Here is a 17634-nt window from a genome sequence, read left to right on the forward strand (position 1 = left end):
TGCGGCGGACGCGCCGGTGTGGCGGAATGGCAGACGCGGAGCACTCAAAATGCTTTGTCGAAAGACGTGTGGGTTCGAGTCCCACCACCGGTACCAGGAACGAGCTGATGGCCCACCGGGTGCACTCGACCTGCCGACACGATGGGACCCGACACCATGACCGCAGAGCACACCGACCCGCGCCAGGACGTCCACGACGCCAGCACCGACGACCGGCTCCAGGGCATCCTCGTGCAGGTCGCAGCCGACCGGTCCCTCACCCCGGACCTCGACGTCCGGGCAGCGCTGGCGGACCGTCTCAGTGACCAGGGCATCGACGTCGACGCCGCCGAGCTCGACCGTCTCGTCGCCTCTCTGCCGGGTCAGCCCGGCGAGGAGCCCGGACCGTTCCTCACGGACGGCGCGACCTCGGCGGACGACGCGAACTGATCAGAAGCCTCGCTCGACGGCGGCGGCCGGACCGTCGGCCTCCGTCGTCAGCTCCGGTCCGCCGACGGCGTCGCCCGTCCAGGTATCGACCCGCCAACCGGTCGTCGTGTCCCCGTCGACGATGATGACGCCCGTGTTCGTGATGGGGTGCGTGCCGATGAAGTGTCCGTCGACGTTCGCCCCGCGCAGCCCGAGCCAGGACCGGAGCATCGCTCCGTGGCTCACGACCACCACGCTCTCCAGTCCGGAGCCCTCGAGCTCCTCGATCACCGCGTCGAAGCGCGCGAACACCTCATGGCCGTTCTCGCCGCCCGGCATCCGGGTGTCGAGGTCGCCCATCGCCCACGCCACGATGGTGTCGATGTAGACCTGGACGGCCTCGGGCGACCCGAGCATCTCGCTGTCGCCGGCGCTGATCTCCCGGAGTCCGTCACGGACGATCACGGGAAGCCCGCTGACGTCGGCGACAGGTGCGGCGGTCTGTTGCGCCCGCACCGCGGTGGAGGCGTAGACCGCGTCGATCCGCTCCCCCACGAGCGCTTTGGGGAGGGCGGCCGCCTGCGTCTCGCCGAGTTCGGTGAGGACGGCCCCGGGGATCGCGGTGTCGAGCAGGCCGGCGACGTTGGACGAGGTCTGACCGTGTCTGATGAGGATGAGGCGCATACCTCCAGGGTAGGCGAGCGACCGGACGGCGGTCATCTCCCGGTGCGGAGTGTGCCGGGATCAGCTGCGCGGGTTCCACTGCGGTTCGGCGCTCCCCAGGACGGCCGCCGGGGACGCGTGGTCGTCGAAGGCGCTGAGCGCGGGGCGGGCCGTCGTCACCGCACCGTGGGTGACCAGGCACCGCGCTCCCGGGAGGTCGGACGGCGGGCGTTCCTCGGTTCGCGAGAGTCGCTGGAGCGCAGCACCGACGCGCGCGAGCGACACCGACGACCGGCCGGCATCACCGCCACCGACGACCCTCGCCACGTCGTCGACGATCGCCGCCGCCAGCAGGTATCCCGCGCTGTGGTCGAGCGCCTGCGCCGGCAGGGCACCCGGGACGCCGTCATGGCCCTCGACCAGTGCGATGCCCGTCGCGGCCTGGACCAGGCTGTCGAAACCTCGTCGATCACCCCATGGGCTCGTCGTACCCCAGGCGTCGACGGAGCCGGTGACCAGACCGTCGCGACCTCGCAGACCGAGGCGCTCGAGGGCGTGTGGCCGGTACCCCGTCACCAGGATGTCGGCCTCGTCGCTCAGCGTCTGCAGTGTCGCGAGGCCGCGCGGTGTCGACGCGTCGAGGGTCGCCGTCCGCTTCCCCTGGCCGCTGTCGGTGTGCTGCCAGGGGATCTCGGGGACCTGCGGTGGATCCACGCGCAGGACGTCCGCACCGAGGAGCGCGAGGGTCCTCGTGGACACGGGACCGGCGATCACCCGCGTCAGGTCGAGGACGCGGAGGCCGCGCAAGGGTTGCCGGCGCGTGGGCCGCACCCACGAGGCGATCCTCGAGCCGCTGGAGCCACCGTGGCGCCTGACGAGCGGTCCGTCACCGACCGAGGCCTGCGGTGTGGACGACCATTCGGCAGCGCTCCGGACGGCGACGAGCAGTGCGCCGACCCCGGCGGCCTCCGATTCCAGGTCGAGGGCCGAGCGGGAGGCGATCGCCGAGGCGAGCTCTGCGCGGGTGGCCTCGTCGCCGATCCCGAGCATGGCGCTCAGGCGGCGGCGATGGTGCGGGTAGTTCGCGTGCGTGCGCACCCAGCCGTCTGCCGCGGCGAAGAAGCCGGACAGTGGCGCGAACGCGTCCACGGCTGCTCCGTCGATCCGCAACAGGCGGTCGCTCTGGTAGGCCGCGGCGATCCGCTTGAGGTCGAGAGCCGTGTGCATCGGCTCGTATCCGAGGGCGATGCGGAGTCGGTCGGCGGCATCCTCCACGGCGCCGACGGCGACCGCGGCGAGCTCCAGGACGGCGAATCGGGAGGCCAGGAGTCCCGCCGCACCGGTCGCCTCACGGTCGACGCCTCCCGGCTCCAGGCCCACTGCGCTGCGGAGGGTGTCGTCGACGAGGACGGAACGGTTCATGGGCATCAGGCTAGACCCACGGCGTCCGGAATCGCGGTGCCACCGCACACCCGGCGGACGACCAAGGCCGTGGTCCCCGTACGGGAGGACCACGGCCTTCGCTGCTGTCGACGACTAGAGGACGTCGCCCACCTTGTGGACGCGGATGTCGTTCGTCGTCCCGGGGATGCCGGGAGGGGAACCGGAGATGATGATGACCGGCTCACCGACGGCGGCCTTGCCCGTGGCGACGAGGACCTCGTCCACCTGGGCGACCATCTGGTCGGTGTGCGTCACGCGCTCGACGACGAAGGACTCGACGCCCCAGTTCAGCGCCATCCGACGACGGATGGCCGGGTCGGGCGTGAACGCCAGGATCGGGATCCGGTTGCGGAGACGGGCCATGCGGCGGACCGACTCCCCCGACTCCGTGAAGACGCAGAGGAACTTCGCCTCGACGAAGTCCGCCACCTCGACGGCCGCCAACGTGATCGCTCCGGCCTGGGTGCGCGGCTTCGTGCCGAGCGGCGGAACGCGGTCGAGACCGTGGGTCTCGGTCGACTCGACGATCCGGGCCATGGTCTGGACCGTGATCACCGGGTAGGCGCCGACACTCGTCTCGCCACTGAGCATGACCGCGTCAGCACCGTCGAGCACCGCGTTCGCGACGTCGGAGGTCTCCGCGCGGGTCGGGATGGGGCTGGAGATCATCGACTCGAGCATCTGCGTCGCGACGATGACCGGCTTCGCCATGCGGCGAGCGAGCTCCACCGCACGCTTCTGCACGATCGGGACGGCCTCGAGCGGGAGCTCGACACCGAGGTCGCCACGGGCGACCATGATCGCGTCGAACGCCTCGACGATACCCTCGAGGTTCTCGACGGCCTGCGGCTTCTCGATCTTGGCGATCACGGGGACCTTGCGGCCCTCCTCCGCCATGATCTCGTGGACACGGTCGATGTCGGCTGCGTCGCGCACGAACGACAGGGCGATGAGGTCGGCGCCGAGACGCAGTCCCCAGCGGAGGTCCGCTTCGTCCTTCTCGCTGAGCGCGGGGACGTTGACGGCGACGCCGGGGAGGTTGATGCCCTTGTTGTTCGACACGGGGCCGGCGACGATGACGCGCGTGGTCACGACGGTGTCGTCCGCTTCAACGACCTCGACCTTGACCTTGCCGTCGTCGATCAGGAGGAAGTCGCCCGGCTTGACGTCCTGGGGCAGGCCCTTGAACGTCGTCGAGGAGATCTCCTTGGTGCCGAGGATGTCCTCGGTCGTGATCTTGAAGATGTCGCCGACGGCGAGGTCGTACGGGCCGCCCTCGAACTTGCCGAGGCGGATCTTCGGGCCCTGCAGGTCGACCAGGACGGCGACGGCACGGCCGGAGTCCTCGGTGGCCTTGCGCACGTTGGCGTAGATGGCCTCGTGCACGTCGTAACTGCCGTGGCTCAGGTTCATCCGGGTGACATCGACCCCCGCATCGATGATGGCCCGGATGTTCTCATAGCTGGAGACTGCAGGCCCCAGCGTTGCGACGATCTTGGCTCGTCTCATGTGTGTGTGTTCTCCATGATTTCTGCGCGCGAGGCGCTTCGGTACTCACTGCTCGGCATGATGCGTCCGACGCTTGTCGTCCGCTTGAAAGCCTAGAGGGAGATGGGCTGGTCCGTGGGACGGACCGGGAAGGGAAGCTGGGTCTCGCCCTCGAGGTACTGGTCGACGGCCGCCGCCGCAGCGCGGCCCTCGGCGATCGCCCACACGATGAGGGACTGGCCACGACCGGCGTCACCCGCGACGAACACGCCGGGCTGGTTGGTCTGGTAATCGTGCTCCCGCGCCACGTTGCCACGCCCGGTGAAGGGGAGCTGGAACTGCGACTCGAGGGTCTCGTCCTCCGGGCCCGTGAATCCGAGTGCGAGCAGGACGAGGTCGGCCGGGATCTCCCGCTCGGTGCCACTCTTCGGCACGCGACGGCCGTCGATGAACTCCGTCTCGGCGACGCGGATCGCCCGCACCTCGCCGGCCTCGTTGGCGAGGAACTCGACGGTCGACACCAGGTACTCGCGGTTGCCGCCCTCCTCGTGTGCGCTCGCGACCTCGAAGAGCGTCGGCATCATGGGCCACGGCTGGTGCTCGGGCCGCTCCCCCGCCGGCTGCGTGCCGATGGCGAGGTTCGTGACGGAGGCGGCACCCTGACGGTGCGCCGTGCCGATGCAGTCGGCACCGGTGTCGCCGCCGCCGAGGACGACCACGTGCTTGTCCTCCGCCGTGATCTGGTCGGCGACCGTGTCGCCGGCGCCGACGCGGTTCGCCTGCACGAGGTACTCCATCGCGAAGTGGACCCCGGAGAGGTCACGACCGGGGATCGGCAGGTCGCGCGGCACCATCGCGCCGGTGGCGATGACGACGGCGTCGTAGCGGGCGCGGAGCTCGTCCCAGCTGATGTCGACCCCGATGTTCACGCCGGCGCGGAACCGGGTGCCCTCGTCCTGCATCTGCTTCAGCCGGATGTCGAGGTGCTTCTTCTCCATCTTGAAGTCGGGGATGCCGTAGCGCAGCAGACCACCGATGCGGTCGTCGCGCTCGTAGACCGCGACCGTGTGCCCGGCACGCGTCAGCTGCTGGGCTGCGGCGAGACCGGCCGGACCGGAACCGACGACGGCGACCGTCTTGCCGGTCAGCCGCTCCGGCGGGTGGGACTCGACCCAACCGTTGGCGAACGCCTGGTCGATGATCGACACCTCGACCTGCTTGATGGTCACGGCGGGCTGGTTGATGCCCAGCACGCACGAACTCTCGCACGGCGCCGGGCAGAGACGGCCTGTGAACTCCGGGAAGTTGTTCGTGGCGTGCAGCCGCTCGATGGCCGAGCGTCCCTCGCCTCGCCACATCAGGTCGTTCCACTCCGGGATGAGGTTGCCCAGCGGGCAGCCCTGATGGCAGAACGGGATGCCGCAGTCCATGCAGCGACCAGCCTGCTTGCGGACGGTCGCGGGGTCGCTCTGCTCGTAGACCTCTTTCCAGTCCATGATGCGGACCGGCACGGGCCGGCGCTTCGGGAGCTCGCGCTCCGGTACCTTCAGGAATCCCTTGGGATCAGCCACCGGTCACCTCCAGGATTCGGTTCCATACGATGTCGCCGTCGGGGTCGAGCCCCTCGTCGAGTGCGGTCTGTCGGGTCGCCAGGACCGCCGCGTAGTCACGCGGGAGGACCTTGACGAACCGGGCGAGTGAGTCTTCGATGTCGGCGAGCAGCCGGCCGGCCAGCGGAGAACCGGTCTCCACGACGTGCCGTTCGAGGAGGTCGCGGACGATCTCGGCGTCGGCACTGTCGAGTTCGGACAGGGTGAGCTCCCCCGAGGCGAGGGAGTCGCGGTTGACCTGGTCGCGTTCGAGGTCGAACACGTAGGCCGTGCCGCCGGACATGCCCGCGCCGAGGTTCCGGCCGGTCTGACCCAGGATGACGGCGAGACCACCCGTCATGTACTCGAGCGCGTGGTCACCGACGCCTTCGACGACCGCCGTGGCGCCGGAGTTGCGCACCAGGAACCGCTCGCCGACGATCCCGCTCAGGAACATGGTGCCCTGGGTCGCGCCGTACCCGATGACGTTGCCGGCGATCACGTTCTCCTCGGGCGCGAAGGCTGCGCGCTCGGATGGCCGGACGACGATCTGTCCGCCGGACAGGCCCTTGCCGACGTAGTCGTTCGAGTCGCCGATGAGCCGCAGCGCGATGCCGCCGGGGAGGAACGCGCCGAAGGACTGCCCGGCCGAGCCGCGCAGGGTGATGTCGATGCTCCCTGCCGGGAGCCCGTTCTCGCCGTGCCGCCTGGTGACCTCGTGGCCGAGCATGGTGCCGACCGCCCGCTCCGTGTTGCGGATGGGCAGGTCGACCGAGAAGTGGCCACCGTGTTCGAGCACGTCCGAGGCGGCCGTGATGAGCTGCTGGTCGAAGTGCTTCTCGAGCTCGTGCTCCTGCGGCCGGCGGTTGATCCGCGGCTCGTCGTCGGCGAAGACGGGACCCACGAGGACCGGGGCCAGGTCGAGCCCGGACGCCTTCCAGTGGTCGATCGCCCGGTCGGCGTCGATCAGTTCGTTGTGGCCGATCGCCTCCTCGAGCGTCCGGAACCCGAGCTCGGCGAGGTACTCGCGCACCTCCTGGGCGATGAACTCGAAGAAGTTCACGACGAACTCCGGCTTGCCGGTGAACCGCTCGCGCAGCACCGGGTTCTGCGTCGCGACGCCGACCGGGCAGGTGTCGAGGTGGCACACGCGCATCATGACGCACCCGGAGACGACGAGCGGTGCCGTCGCAAAGCCGAACTCCTCGGCGCCGAGCAGGGCCCCGATGACGACGTCGCGTCCGGTCTTCATCTGACCGTCGACCTGCACCACGACCCGGTCGCGCATGTTGTTGAGCATGAGGGTCTGCTGCGTCTCAGCGAGACCCAGCTCCCAGGGCGTGCCCGCGTGCTTCAGGGAGTTCAACGGGCTTGCGCCGGTTCCGCCGTCGTGACCGGAGACGAGGATGACGTCCGAGAGCGCCTTCGCGACGCCCGCGGCCACCGCACCGATGCCGGACTGGCTGACCAGCTTGGTGTGGATCCGGGCCTTCGGGTTCGCACGCTTCAGGTCGAAGATGAGCTGCTTCAGGTCCTCGATCGAGTAGATGTCGTGGTGCGGCGGCGGCGAGATGAGGCCGACGCCCGCGGTGGCGTGCCGCGTCCGCGCCACCCACGGGTAGACCTTCGTCGGCGGCAACTGCCCACCCTCACCGGGCTTCGCGCCCTGGGCGAGCTTGATCTGGATGTCGTCGGCGTGCGTGAGGTACATGCTCGTCACGCCGAACCGGCCGGAGGCGACCTGCTTGATCGCGCTGCGGCGCGTCGGGTCGAGGAGCCGGTCGACGTCCTCGCCACCCTCACCGGTGTTCGACTTGGCACCGATGCTGTTCATCGCGATCGCCAGCGTCTCGTGCGCCTCGCGCGAGATGGAGCCGTAGCTCATCGCGCCGGTCGAGAACCGCTTCACGATCGAGGCGACCGACTCGACCTCGTCGAGCGGGACGGGCGGGCGGGCACCGGTGCGGAGGGTGAACATCCCGCGGAGCGTCATGAGCTGTGCCGCCTGGGAGTCGACCATGTGGGTGTACTCGCGGAAGATGTCGTACCGGCGCGTCTTGGTCGCGTGCTGGAGCTTGAAGACCGTCTCCGGGTTGAAGAGGTGCGGCGAACCGTCGCGACGCCACTGGTACTCACCGCCGGACTGCAGGCGCTCGTGGGCCGTCGATGCGGCGTCCTCGGGGTACGCGTACCGGTGACGCTTCGCGTTCTCCTCGGCGATCACCTCGATGCCGACACCGCCGAGCTTCGTCTCCGTGCCGGTGAAATAGCTGTCGACGAGCTGCTGGCTCAGGCCGACGGCCTCGAAGGCCTGTGCTCCGGCGTAGGAGGACACCGTCGAGATGCCCATCTTCGACATGATCTTGAGCACGCCCTTGCCGAGCGCCTTGATGACGTTCTTGACGGCCTGCTCGCGGGTGACGCCCTGGATGAGGCCGCTGCGGACGAGGTCCTCGCAGCTCTCCATGGCCAGGTACGGGTTGATGGCGGAGGCGCCGTAGCCGATGAGCAGCGCGACGTGGTGGACCTCGCGCACGTCGCCGGCCTCGACGACGAGCCCGACCTTCATCCGGTTCTCGGCGCGGATGAGGTGGTGGTGCACGGCGGCGAGCGAGAGCAGCGACGGGATCGGCGCGAGGTCGGAGTTCGAGTCACGGTCGCTCAGGACGATGAACTCCGAGCCTGCGAGGATCGCCTGGTCGACCTCGTCGCACATCTCGCGCAGGCGTGTCTCGAGTCCGGCCGAGCCGTCCTCGACGCGGTAGAGCGCCTTGACGGTCGTCGTCAGCGGGCTCGCCGGGTTCGGGTCGATGTGCTGGATCTTGGCGAGCTCGTCGTTGTCGATGACCGGGAAGTCGAGGACGACCTGCTTGGCGTGCTCCGGACCCCAGGAGAGGAGGTTGCGCTCCGGGCCGAGCCCGAGCTTCAGCGAGGTGACGACCTCCTCGCGGATCGAGTCGAGCGGCGGGTTGGTGACCTGGGCGAACTGCTGCACGAAGTAGTCGAACAGCAGCCGAGGGCGGTCGGAGAGCACCGCGATCGGGGTGTCCGACCCCATCGCGCCGAGCGGCTCCGCACCGTTCTGGCCCATGGGCTGCAGGAGGATGCGCACCTCCTCCTCGGTGTACCCGAAGGTCCGCTGGCGGCGGGTGACGGATGCCGGCGTGTGCACGATGTGCTCGCGCTCCGGCAGGTCGCTCAGGTTGATGCGTCCGGCGTCGAGCCAGTCGCCCCAGGGTGCCGAAGCCGAGAGCTCGTCCTTGATCTCGTCGTCCTCGATGATCCGCCCGGCCTCGGTGTCGACGAGGAACATCTTCCCGGGACGCAGGCGGCCCTTGCGCTTGACCCGGCTCGGGTCGACGTCGAGGACGCCGATCTCGCTACCCAGGACGACGAGACCGTCGGTCGTCTCCAGCCACCGACCGGGACGCAGGCCGTTCCGGTCCAGGGTCGCGCCGACGAGTGAGCCGTCCGTGAAGGTGAGGGCTGCCGGACCGTCCCACGGCTCCATCTGCATGGAGTTGAACTCGTAGAAGTCGCGTCGCTCCTGCGACAGCCCGGTCTGCTTCTCCCAGGCCTCGGGGACCATCATCATCATGGCGTGCGGGAGGGACCGTCCGGTCAGCGTCAACAGCTCGAGGACCTCGTCGAACGAGGCGGAGTCGCTCGCTCCGGGCGTGATGATGGGGAGCAGCGGGCGGATGTCGCCGATGAGCTCGGACTCGAGCTGCGACTGCCGCGCGCGCATCCAGTTGCGGTTCCCCTCGACCGTGTTGATCTCGCCGTTGTGCGCCATCATGCGCAGCGGCTGGGCCAGCGGCCAGGACGGGAACGTGTTGGTGGAGTACCGCGAGTGGACGATGGCGAGCTTGGTCGCGAACCGCTCGTCGGACAGGTCTGGGTAGAACGGTTCGAGCTGGAGCGTCGTGACCATGCCCTTGTAGACGAGCGTGCGGCTCGACAGGGAGATGAAGTACGCCCCGAGCTCGCGCTCCGCCCGCTTCCGGAGCCGGAAGGCGAGTCGGTCGAGGGCGATCCCGGTCGGCGTCGAGGCTCCGGACCCGGTGACGAACAGTTGCTCGAACGCCGGCATGGCAGCACGGGCCAGCTTCCCCAACTCGTCGGGGTCGACCGGCACCTCGCGCCAGCCGAGGACCGTGAGTTCCTCCTCGGCGGCGATCGCGGCGATGCGGGTCTGGAGCTGTGCGCGCTCGGAGGCGTCGGTGGGCAGGAAGGCGATGCCCACGGCGTACGAACCGAGCGGCGGCAGCTCGAACCCGGCGACGCCGCGCAGGAAGGCGTCGGGCATCTGGGTGAGGATGCCCGCGCCGTCGCCGGTCCCGGCGTCGGAACCGATCGCGCCGCGGTGCTCCAGGTTGCGGAGCGAACCGAGCGCCGCGTCGATGATGCTGTGCGAGGCCTCGCCCGTCAGGGTCGCGACCATCGCCAGGCCACAGGCGTCCTTCTCGTTCGCCGGGTCGTACATGCCCTGCTTGGGCGGAACCGAGCTGAACGAAGCGTACGGTGCATGCGCCATGGAATTACCGTCCTCACGAAAGGGGATCAGAAGGGGACGTCGCTGGCCCTGGGATGAAACGGGTGATGGATCCCCTGCTGAGCCGGGATCCACCGGGCCGACGAGGGTGCGTTCAGCCTAGGAGCGAGAGCCGGTCTTGCTTGTGGCGACCGTGGCTTCGGACGACGGAGTGGATGACGCAGTGCGGTCTGATCCGTCGGCATCGTCGTCGGCGGAGGCACTGCGCAGCCCCAGGTTCTCCGCGTCGGTGTCGTAGTAGTCTACCGCAGCCTTCGGATCGGCCCAGGAACGGCCGGGGACGTACGGCGACGGCTCGGCACCCGTGTGGCGACGCGACTGGATGACGATGATCGCGAGTCCGACGACGATCGCGAGGATCGCGGCCCAGACGTTGGCGCGGATGCCGAAGAGGTACTCGCTCGGGTCGATCCGGATGGTCTCCCAGACCGTGCGACCGGCTCCGTACCAGATGAGGTAGACACCGAACAGGCGGCCCCACTGCGGGTTGAAGCGGTGTCCGATCCAGAGGATGACGGCCACCCCCAGCAGGTTCCAGATGATCTCGTACAGGAACGTGGGGTGGAAGAGCGTGCCGGCGGGCAGACCGATCGGGAACGCGGGGTTGCTGGCCTCGATCTCGAGGCCCCAGGGCAGGTCCGTGGGGAGCCCGTAGAGCTCGTGGTTGAAGTAGTTGCCGAGGCGTCCGAACGCCTGGGCGAGCAGCAGGCCGGGCGCGAGGGCGTCGGCGAAGGTCCAGAACCGGATCCCCGTCATGCGGCAGCCGATGTAGGCGCCGACTGCTCCACCGATGAGCGAACCGAAGATCGCGATGCCGCCCTCCCAGATGTAGAGCGTGCGCAGGAGGTCCGCACCCGGGTAGAAGTAGTCGCCGGGGTGGGTCAGGACGTGGAAGATCCGCGCACCGATGATCCCCAAGGGGATGGCCCACAGGATGATGTCGAGCACGATGCCCGGCTCGGCACCGCGCTTCGTCAGCCGCCGGGAGGTGAGGATGGTGGCGGCGATGATCCCGGCAATGATGCAGAGCGCGTACATGTGCACCGTGAACGGGCCCACGCTGAAGGTCGCGATGTCCGGGTTCGGGCTCGGGATGCTGAGGGGTGCAATCACTGCAGTGGTCGCCTTTCGTTACGAACTCTGATCGAGTGTAGGGCTTTCAGCATCGCGGACGTGCTGAGGATACCCTCAGCGGGCGGTGCCGGCCGCGAGTGAACGGGCGACCTCGGTGATCGCCGGGACACCGCCGTCGGCGAGGGCTTTGACGAACACGGATCCGACGATGGCTCCGTCGGCGTACTCGAGGACCGAGCGGACCTGCTCCGCCGTCGAGATGCCGATGCCGACGCACGCGTGCTGTGCCCCGGCCGTGCGGAGCCGACCGACGAGGGTCTTCGCAGCGGCGTCGAGGTCCTGCCGGGCACCGGTGATGCCCATCGTGGAGACGGTGTAGACGAAGCCGCGGGAGTGTTCGGTCACGAGCGACAGGCGCTCGTCGCTCGACGTCGGGGCTGCGAGGAAGACCCGGTCGAGGCCGTGTCGTTCGCTGGCGTCGAGCCAGTCCGCCGCGGCGTCGGGGGTGATGTCGGGCGTGATGAGCCCGGCTCCCCCGGCCGCTGCGAGGTCGGAGGCGAACCGTTCGACGCCGTACTGCAGCACCGGGTTCCAGTACGTCATGACGAGGACCGGGACGTCCACGGCGGCGCGGATGGCGCTGATCGCCGTGAAGACGTCGCGCAACCGGAACCCCTCCGCGAGAGCCGTCATCGTCGCGGCCTGGATGACCGCTCCGTCCATGACGGGGTCCGAGTAGGGAACGCCGAGCTCGAGGACGTCGACGCCGTTCTGCGCGAGCGCGATGGCGGCGTCGATGCTCGTCTGGAGGTCGGGGAACCCGACGGGGAGGTATCCGATGAGGGCGCCGCGGCGGTCCACGGAGGCCGCATCGATCGCCGAAGCGACCGGTGAGACCGTCGTGTGACCGGTGGCCGGGGCGGTCATGCGTTCCGCCCGGCTTCGTCGAGGAGCCCGAAGTAGGTCGCAGCCGTCTCGACGTCCTTGTCTCCGCGCCCGGAGAGGTTGATCAGGATGGTCGCCTCGGGGCCGAGCTCCTTGCCGAGGACGATGGCCCCGGCAAGCGCGTGTGCGGACTCGATCGCGGGGATGATGCCCTCGGTGCGGCTCAGGAGCCGGAAGGCCTCCATCGCCTCGGCGTCCGTCGCAGGGACGTACGTCGCCCGCCCGGTGTCGGCGAGCCAGGCGTGCTCCGGTCCGACGCCCGGGTAGTCGAGCCCGGCGGAGATCGAGTGGGACTCGACGGTCTGGCCGTCGTCGTCCTGCAGGACGAAGGTGCGGGCACCGTGGAGGACGCCCGGACGACCGCGGCCGATGGACGCGGCATGCCGTGGGGTGTCGACGCCGTCGCCGGCCGCCTCGACCCCGTAGAGCGCGACGTCCGCGTCGTCGAGGAAGGCGTGGAAGATCCCGATCGCGTTTGAGCCGCCGCCGACGCAGGCGACGACCGCGTCCGGGAGTGAGCCGTTCAACTCGAGGAGCTGTGCGCGGGCCTCTTCGCCGATGATCTTCTGGAAGTCGCGCACCATCACGGGGAACGGGTGTGGGCCCGCTGCGGTGCCGAAGATGTAGTTCGTCGTCTCGACCGAGGCGACCCAGTCGCGGTACGCCTCGTTGATGGCGTCCTTGAGGGTCCGCGATCCGGTCGTCACGGGGATGACGGTCGCGCCGAGGAGTCGCATCCGGGCGACGTTGAGCGCCTGGCGTTCGGTGTCGACCTCGCCCATGTAGATCGTGCAGTCGAGGCCGAAGAGTGCGGCCGCGGTGGCCGTGGCCACACCGTGCTGACCGGCCCCGGTCTCGGCGATGACGCGGGTCTTGCCGATGCGCTTCGTGAGGAGCGCCTGGCCCAGGACGTTGTTGATCTTGTGCGAGCCGGTGTGGTTGAGGTCCTCGCGCTTGAGGAAGATGCGCGCGCCGCCCGCCGATGCGGCGAAGCGTGGCACCTCGGTGATGATCGACGGGCGGCCGGCGTAGTCGCGGAGCAGCGTCGTGAGCTCGGCCTGGAAGCTCTCGTCGGCCTTGGCGGCCTCGTAGGCCGTCGCGAGTTCGTCGACCGCGGCGATGAGCGCCTCAGGCATGTAGCGTCCGCCGAAGTCGCCGAAGAACGGGCCTGCCTCGTCTCGGAGGTGCGTCGATTCCGCGTGGGCGGGGGTGGCTGGTGACATGGTCATGCGGTGGCTCCCAGGAACTGTTCGAGGGTGGCGACGGGGTCGCCGGTGACGAGCGCCTCGCCGACCAGGACGACGTCGGCGCCGTCACGTCGGTAGGCGGCGACGTCGGCGGCGCGGAGCACGGCGGACTCGGCCACCTTGACGGCGTCGGCGGGGAAACGGTCGGTCAACGATCCGAAGAGGTGTTGGTCGAGTTCGAAGGTGCTGAGGTTCCGCGCGTTGACGCCGATGAGCCGGGCGCCGATGTCGCTCGCCCTCGACAGCTCGTCGGCTGAATGGGTCTCGACCAGTGGCGTCATGCCGAGCTGCACGACGAGCTCGTGCAGCGACGACAGCGTGGCCTGATCGAGTCCGGCGACGATCAGGAGGACCAGGTCGGCGCCGGATGCCCGGGCTTCGAACACCTGGTACGGCAGGGAGATGAAGTCCTTCCGCAGGACCGGGATACGGATCGAAGCCCGGACGGCCTCGAGGTCCTGCAGCGAACCACCGAACTTCCGGCCCTCGGTCAGCACACTGACCGCGCTGGCACCACCCTGCTCGTAGAGCGAGGCGAGGAGCGCCGGGTCGGGGATGTCGGCCAACGCGCCGCGTGACGGGCTGGACCGCTTGACCTCGGCGATGATCTTGACCTGGTCGGCCGGGGCGAGCGCAGCGAGGGCGTCGATGGCCGGAGGGGCCTCGACGGCAGCGGCTTCGACGACTGCAGCCGGACGGCCCGCGAGGCGCCCGAGGGCGTCCTCCTTCGCGCCGGCCATCAGGTCGGCGAGCATGTTCAGTGCTCTTTCGCCACGGTCTTGGACCCACCGACGCCGTACCCCGCCTTGGCGAGGACACCGCCCGTGATCCACCCGAGGAGGAGGAGGCCGGCCGACGCCCACACGAGGACGGGCATATCGAGCCAGAAGAAGACCGTACCGGCGGCGAACGCGACCAACATGATGATCACGGCCGTCCAGGCGGCGGGCGAGTGTCCGTGGCCGGGGTCCGAGGGGTCGGTGCTCATGGTTCTCCTTCTGTGCGAGTGCGGGTTCCAGTGTACCGGCAAGCGGTGCGCGGTTCCGTGCGTGGGCCACGAGTTCCCAGGTGGCCCGGGGTGCCGTCGTGGGTCGGCGGAGCGGTCAGCGCGTCGGGTCGTCGCCGCGGCTGAGGTCGTCCCAGGCGCCCACCGGGTCGGCGCTCGGGGCCGTCTCCACCTGGGTGAACCGGACCGCCTGGTACTTCTTCGACGGACCGGGCCACCGGCGGTGGGTGAGCACGGTCGCGAGCCCGGCGAGACCGAGCACGACGCCGAGCACCAGGGTGATCGCCGGCCACGCGGTGAGCGTGGTCGCCGCGACGAGGTCGATGGTCGACTGACTTCCGGCCACGCCCGTGGCCTCGGTGACGGCGGCCGCGCCCGCGGTCGCCGGCGAGGCGAGCACCGCGATCGACGAGATCATGACGCAGGCGCCGATCACGGCCTCCAGCAGGCCGAGGATGATGCGGAACACCGGCCCGGCGATCGCCAGCGCTGCGACGAGGGCGAGACCGGCCAGGGCGAGTGCGGACAGAGCGGGAGCGGCGACGGAGCCGAGCACGTCGAGCGCGCCGGAGTGTGGGCCGACGCCGACGAGGCTGATCGAGAGCCAGGTCTGGGTCCACGCCGCGAGGATGAGCGCGTCGGCGAGGACGGCGGTGACGAGGAGCAGGGTCTTCAGGCGGCGCTGACGACTGCGGAGAGCCCTGGACTCGAGCTCGTCAGCCTCGGACGGTTCGTCGGGCTTCGGCGGCTCCACCGGTCCGGACTGGGGTGCTGCAGTGCTCTCGGTCATGCTCCAACTCGATTCATGGTGTCGGCGTCGGTGCTGCGACGACGTCGAGGCTCCGGCCGTCGAAACAGCTGCGCGTGCCCGTGTGGCAGGCGGCACCGTGCTGATCGACCTCCACCAACAGGGTATCCCCGTCGCAGTCGTAGGCGAGCGCCCGGACGAACTGCACGTGGCCGGAGGTGTCCCCTTTGCGCCAGTACTCCTGTCGTGACCGGGACCAGTAGGTGACCCGCCCCTCGGTCATCGTCCGGCGGACGGCCTCGGCGTCCATCCACCCGAGCATGAGCACCTCGCGGGAGTCCCACTGCTGCACGATCGCGGGCAGCAGGCCATGCGCGTCGAAGGTGAGCTGCCCGATCGCGGTCTCCGGATCGGCGCCCACCGGGATGGTGATGTCCGCGCTCATGCCCGCACCGTCCAACCGGCGTCGGCGAGTTCCTGTTTGACCTGGCCGATCGTCAACTCGCCGTTGTGGAAGACGCTCGCGGCGAGGACGGCGTCGGCACCCGCGGCGATCGCGGGTGGGAAGTCGGCGAGGCGGCCTGCTCCCCCGGACGCGATGACCGGAACCCGGCTGATCTCGCGCATGGCGCTGATGAGCTCGGTGTCGAACCCGGCCTTGGTGCCGTCGGCGTCGATCGAGTTCACCAACAGCTCGCCCGCACCGCGTTCGATCGCCTCGGCGGCCCAGGCGAGCGCGTCGAGCTCGGTCTCTCGTCGGCCGCCGTGTGTCGTGACGATCCATCCGGATGCGCTGCCGACGTGTCGCTTCACGTCCAGGGACAGGACGAGGACCTGAGCGCCGAAGCGGTCGGCGATCTCCCCCAGTAACTCCGGCCGGGCGATCGCGGCGCTGTTCACGCCGACCTTGTCCGCCCCACTGGCCAGGAGCCGGGAGACGTCCTGGGTCGAGCGGACCCCGCCGCCGACCGTGAGCGGGATGAAGACCTGCTCGGCGGTGCGGCTGACGAGGTCGTAGGTGGTGTCGCGTTCGGCGACGGTGGCCGTGACGTCGAGGAAGGTCAGTTCATCGGCGCCCTGTTCGGCATAGCGCTTCGCGAGCTCGACGGGATCGCCGGCATCGCGGAGGTCGAGGAAGTTGACGCCCTTCACGACGCGCCCGTCGGCGACGTCGAGACAGGGGATGACTCGGGTGGCGAGTGACACGGAGGCCTCCGCAGGGCGACTGGGGCGGGTGATGATGGAGGGGCGACTCAGAGTCGGGCGGCGTGGATGGCCGTGACGAGGATGGCGCGTGCGCCGAGCTCGTAGAGGCGGTCCATGACGTCGTTCGCGTCGCCGCGAGGGATCATGACCCGGACCGCCACCCACTCTGGGTCGCGGAGCGGCGAGATCGTCGGCGACTCGATGCCACCGGCGACGGCGGTCGCCTGCTCGAGCAGCCGGACCGGGAGGTCGTAGTCGACGAGCACGTACTGCCGCGCGACGAGCACGCCCTGCAGGCGGCGGATGAGCGTCGCCGTGGTGGGCTTCGTCTCCGGCGACGCGATGAGCACGGCGTTGGAGTCGAGGATCACCGGGCCGAAGATGCCGAGGCCGGCCTTCCGGAGGGTCGTGCCGGTGGACACGACGTCCGCCACCGCGTCCGCGACCCCGAGCTGGACCGCCGACTCGACCGCACCGTCGAGGTGGACGAGCGTGGCATCCACACCGGCGTCGCGGAGGAAGTTGCCGACGAGGCCGGGGTAACTGGTGGCGACGGTCTTCCCCGCGAGATCGGAGAGCTCGGAGAACTCGTCGGCCGGACCGGCGAAGCGGAACGTCGAGCCGCCGAAGCCCAGCTCGGCGAGTTCGGTGGCGGCGGAGTGCGAGTCCAGGAGCAGATCGCGCCCGGTGATGCCGATGTCGAGGGCGCCGGAACCGACGTAGGTCGCGATGTCGCGCGGACGGAGGTAGAAGAACTCGACGTCGTTCCGTGCGTCGACGACGTGGAGCTCCTTGGTGTCGCGCCGGGTCGCGTAGCCGGCCTCCTGCAGCATCTCGACGGCGGTCTCGGACAGCGAGCCCTTGTTGGGCACGGCGACTCTCAGCATGGGGTGACTTTCGTGTTGTGCGACGGTGTCTCGACAGGGGTGATCAGGAGGCGCGGCGGATGCGCCGCGACGAGCTCCTACAGATGTCGGTAGACGTCGGCGGGGGTGAGCCCCTTCGCCACCATCATCACCTGCACGTGGTAGAGCAGCTGGGAGATCTCCTCGGCCGTCTCGGTGTCGCTCTGGTACTCGGCCGCCATCCAGACCTCGGCGGCCTCCTCGACGATCTTCTTCCCGATGCCGTGCACACCCGTGTCCAGTTCGCGGACGGTGCCGGAACCCTCCGGCCGGGTCTCGGCCTTCAGGCGCAGCTCGTCGAACAGCTCGTCGAAGGTTTTCACGTGCTCCAGGGTACCGGTTCCGGGCGGCGGTGCG

The 17634-nt window shown here is 69.7% G+C and carries 16 protein-coding genes and 1 tRNA gene; 2 read left to right on the forward strand and 15 right to left on the reverse strand.

The genetic code is table 11. The annotated features are described in order from the left end of the window. Window positions 1-12 precede the first annotated feature (12 nt). Together AC4PMY_RS18155 and AC4PMY_RS18160 are read left to right on the forward strand one after the other, a co-directional pair. A tRNA-Leu gene (locus tag AC4PMY_RS18155) sits at window positions 13-96 on the forward strand. Between the two features lie 60 nt (window positions 97-156). Beyond that, window positions 157-429, forward strand: a complete 273-nt coding sequence (locus tag AC4PMY_RS18160; protein ID WP_157583597.1) for a hypothetical protein — start codon at window positions 157-159, stop codon at window positions 427-429. On the opposite strand, the gene AC4PMY_RS18165 is transcribed toward AC4PMY_RS18160, so the two are convergent. From AC4PMY_RS18165 to AC4PMY_RS18235, 15 genes are all read right to left on the reverse strand, one after another. After that, window positions 430-1092, reverse strand: a complete 663-nt coding sequence (locus AC4PMY_RS18165; protein ID WP_491623333.1) for a histidine phosphatase family protein — start codon at window positions 1090-1092, stop codon at window positions 430-432. Between the two features lie 60 nt (window positions 1093-1152). Further along, on the reverse strand, window positions 1153-2493 hold the full coding sequence (locus tag AC4PMY_RS18170) for a CoA transferase (RefSeq protein ID WP_491623334.1): 1341 nt from the start codon (window positions 2491-2493) through the stop codon (window positions 1153-1155). A gap of 114 nt (window positions 2494-2607) precedes the next feature. After that, on the reverse strand, window positions 2608-4023 hold the full coding sequence (gene pyk, locus AC4PMY_RS18175; RefSeq protein ID WP_491623335.1) for a pyruvate kinase: 1416 nt from the start codon (window positions 4021-4023) through the stop codon (window positions 2608-2610). A gap of 92 nt (window positions 4024-4115) precedes the next feature. After that, on the reverse strand, window positions 4116-5573 hold the full coding sequence (locus tag AC4PMY_RS18180) for a glutamate synthase subunit beta (protein ID WP_064296909.1): 1458 nt from the start codon (window positions 5571-5573) through the stop codon (window positions 4116-4118). After that, on the reverse strand, window positions 5566-10128 hold the full coding sequence (gene gltB / locus AC4PMY_RS18185; protein ID WP_071260179.1) for a glutamate synthase large subunit: 4563 nt from the start codon (window positions 10126-10128) through the stop codon (window positions 5566-5568). Before gltB ends, AC4PMY_RS18180 begins: the two co-directional genes overlap by 8 nt. A 117-nt stretch (window positions 10129-10245) precedes the next feature. Next, window positions 10246-11259: a prolipoprotein diacylglyceryl transferase gene (lgt, locus tag AC4PMY_RS18190; RefSeq protein WP_079002517.1), complete on the reverse strand. Its 1014-nt coding sequence runs from the start codon at window positions 11257-11259 to the stop codon at window positions 10246-10248. A gap of 75 nt (window positions 11260-11334) precedes the next feature. Beyond that, window positions 11335-12147 (reverse strand): tryptophan synthase subunit alpha, encoded by an 813-nt coding sequence (trpA, locus tag AC4PMY_RS18195; RefSeq protein ID WP_064293854.1) that lies wholly within the window; start codon window positions 12145-12147, stop codon window positions 11335-11337. Then, entirely contained in the window at window positions 12144-13394 is a 1251-nt protein-coding gene (gene trpB / locus AC4PMY_RS18200; RefSeq protein ID WP_369808438.1) for a tryptophan synthase subunit beta, read from the reverse strand. The genes trpA and trpB overlap by 4 nt, the downstream gene beginning before the upstream one ends. Further along, window positions 13391-14167 carry an indole-3-glycerol phosphate synthase TrpC gene (trpC, locus tag AC4PMY_RS18205; RefSeq protein WP_491623336.1) on the reverse strand — a complete coding sequence of 259 codons (777 nt, stop codon included), beginning with the start codon at window positions 14165-14167 and terminating at the stop codon, window positions 13391-13393. The genes trpB and trpC overlap by 4 nt, the downstream gene beginning before the upstream one ends. 2 nt (window positions 14168-14169) lie before the next feature. After that, window positions 14170-14400, reverse strand: a complete 231-nt coding sequence (locus AC4PMY_RS18210; RefSeq protein WP_064293851.1) for a DUF6704 family protein — start codon at window positions 14398-14400, stop codon at window positions 14170-14172. Window positions 14401-14515: 115 nt separating this feature from the next. Next, window positions 14516-15208 carry a Trp biosynthesis-associated membrane protein gene (locus AC4PMY_RS18215; protein ID WP_491623337.1) on the reverse strand — a complete coding sequence of 231 codons (693 nt, stop codon included), beginning with the start codon at window positions 15206-15208 and terminating at the stop codon, window positions 14516-14518. A 13-nt stretch (window positions 15209-15221) separates the two neighbouring features. Next, on the reverse strand, window positions 15222-15611 hold the full coding sequence (gene hisI / locus AC4PMY_RS18220; RefSeq protein ID WP_064293850.1) for a phosphoribosyl-AMP cyclohydrolase: 390 nt from the start codon (window positions 15609-15611) through the stop codon (window positions 15222-15224). Continuing rightward, window positions 15608-16372, reverse strand: a complete 765-nt coding sequence (gene hisF, locus AC4PMY_RS18225) for an imidazole glycerol phosphate synthase subunit HisF (RefSeq protein ID WP_071260176.1) — start codon at window positions 16370-16372, stop codon at window positions 15608-15610. The genes hisI and hisF overlap by 4 nt, the downstream gene beginning before the upstream one ends. A gap of 47 nt (window positions 16373-16419) precedes the next feature. Then, window positions 16420-17259, reverse strand: coding sequence for an ATP phosphoribosyltransferase (hisG, locus tag AC4PMY_RS18230; protein WP_491623338.1), 840 nt, complete (start codon window positions 17257-17259; stop codon window positions 16420-16422). A gap of 77 nt (window positions 17260-17336) precedes the next feature. Then, on the reverse strand, window positions 17337-17600 hold the full coding sequence (locus AC4PMY_RS18235) for a phosphoribosyl-ATP diphosphatase (protein ID WP_064293847.1): 264 nt from the start codon (window positions 17598-17600) through the stop codon (window positions 17337-17339). Window positions 17601-17634: the final 34 nt, after the last annotated feature.

This window comes from Plantibacter sp. MDV22-iso1 (genome assembly GCF_058408345.1).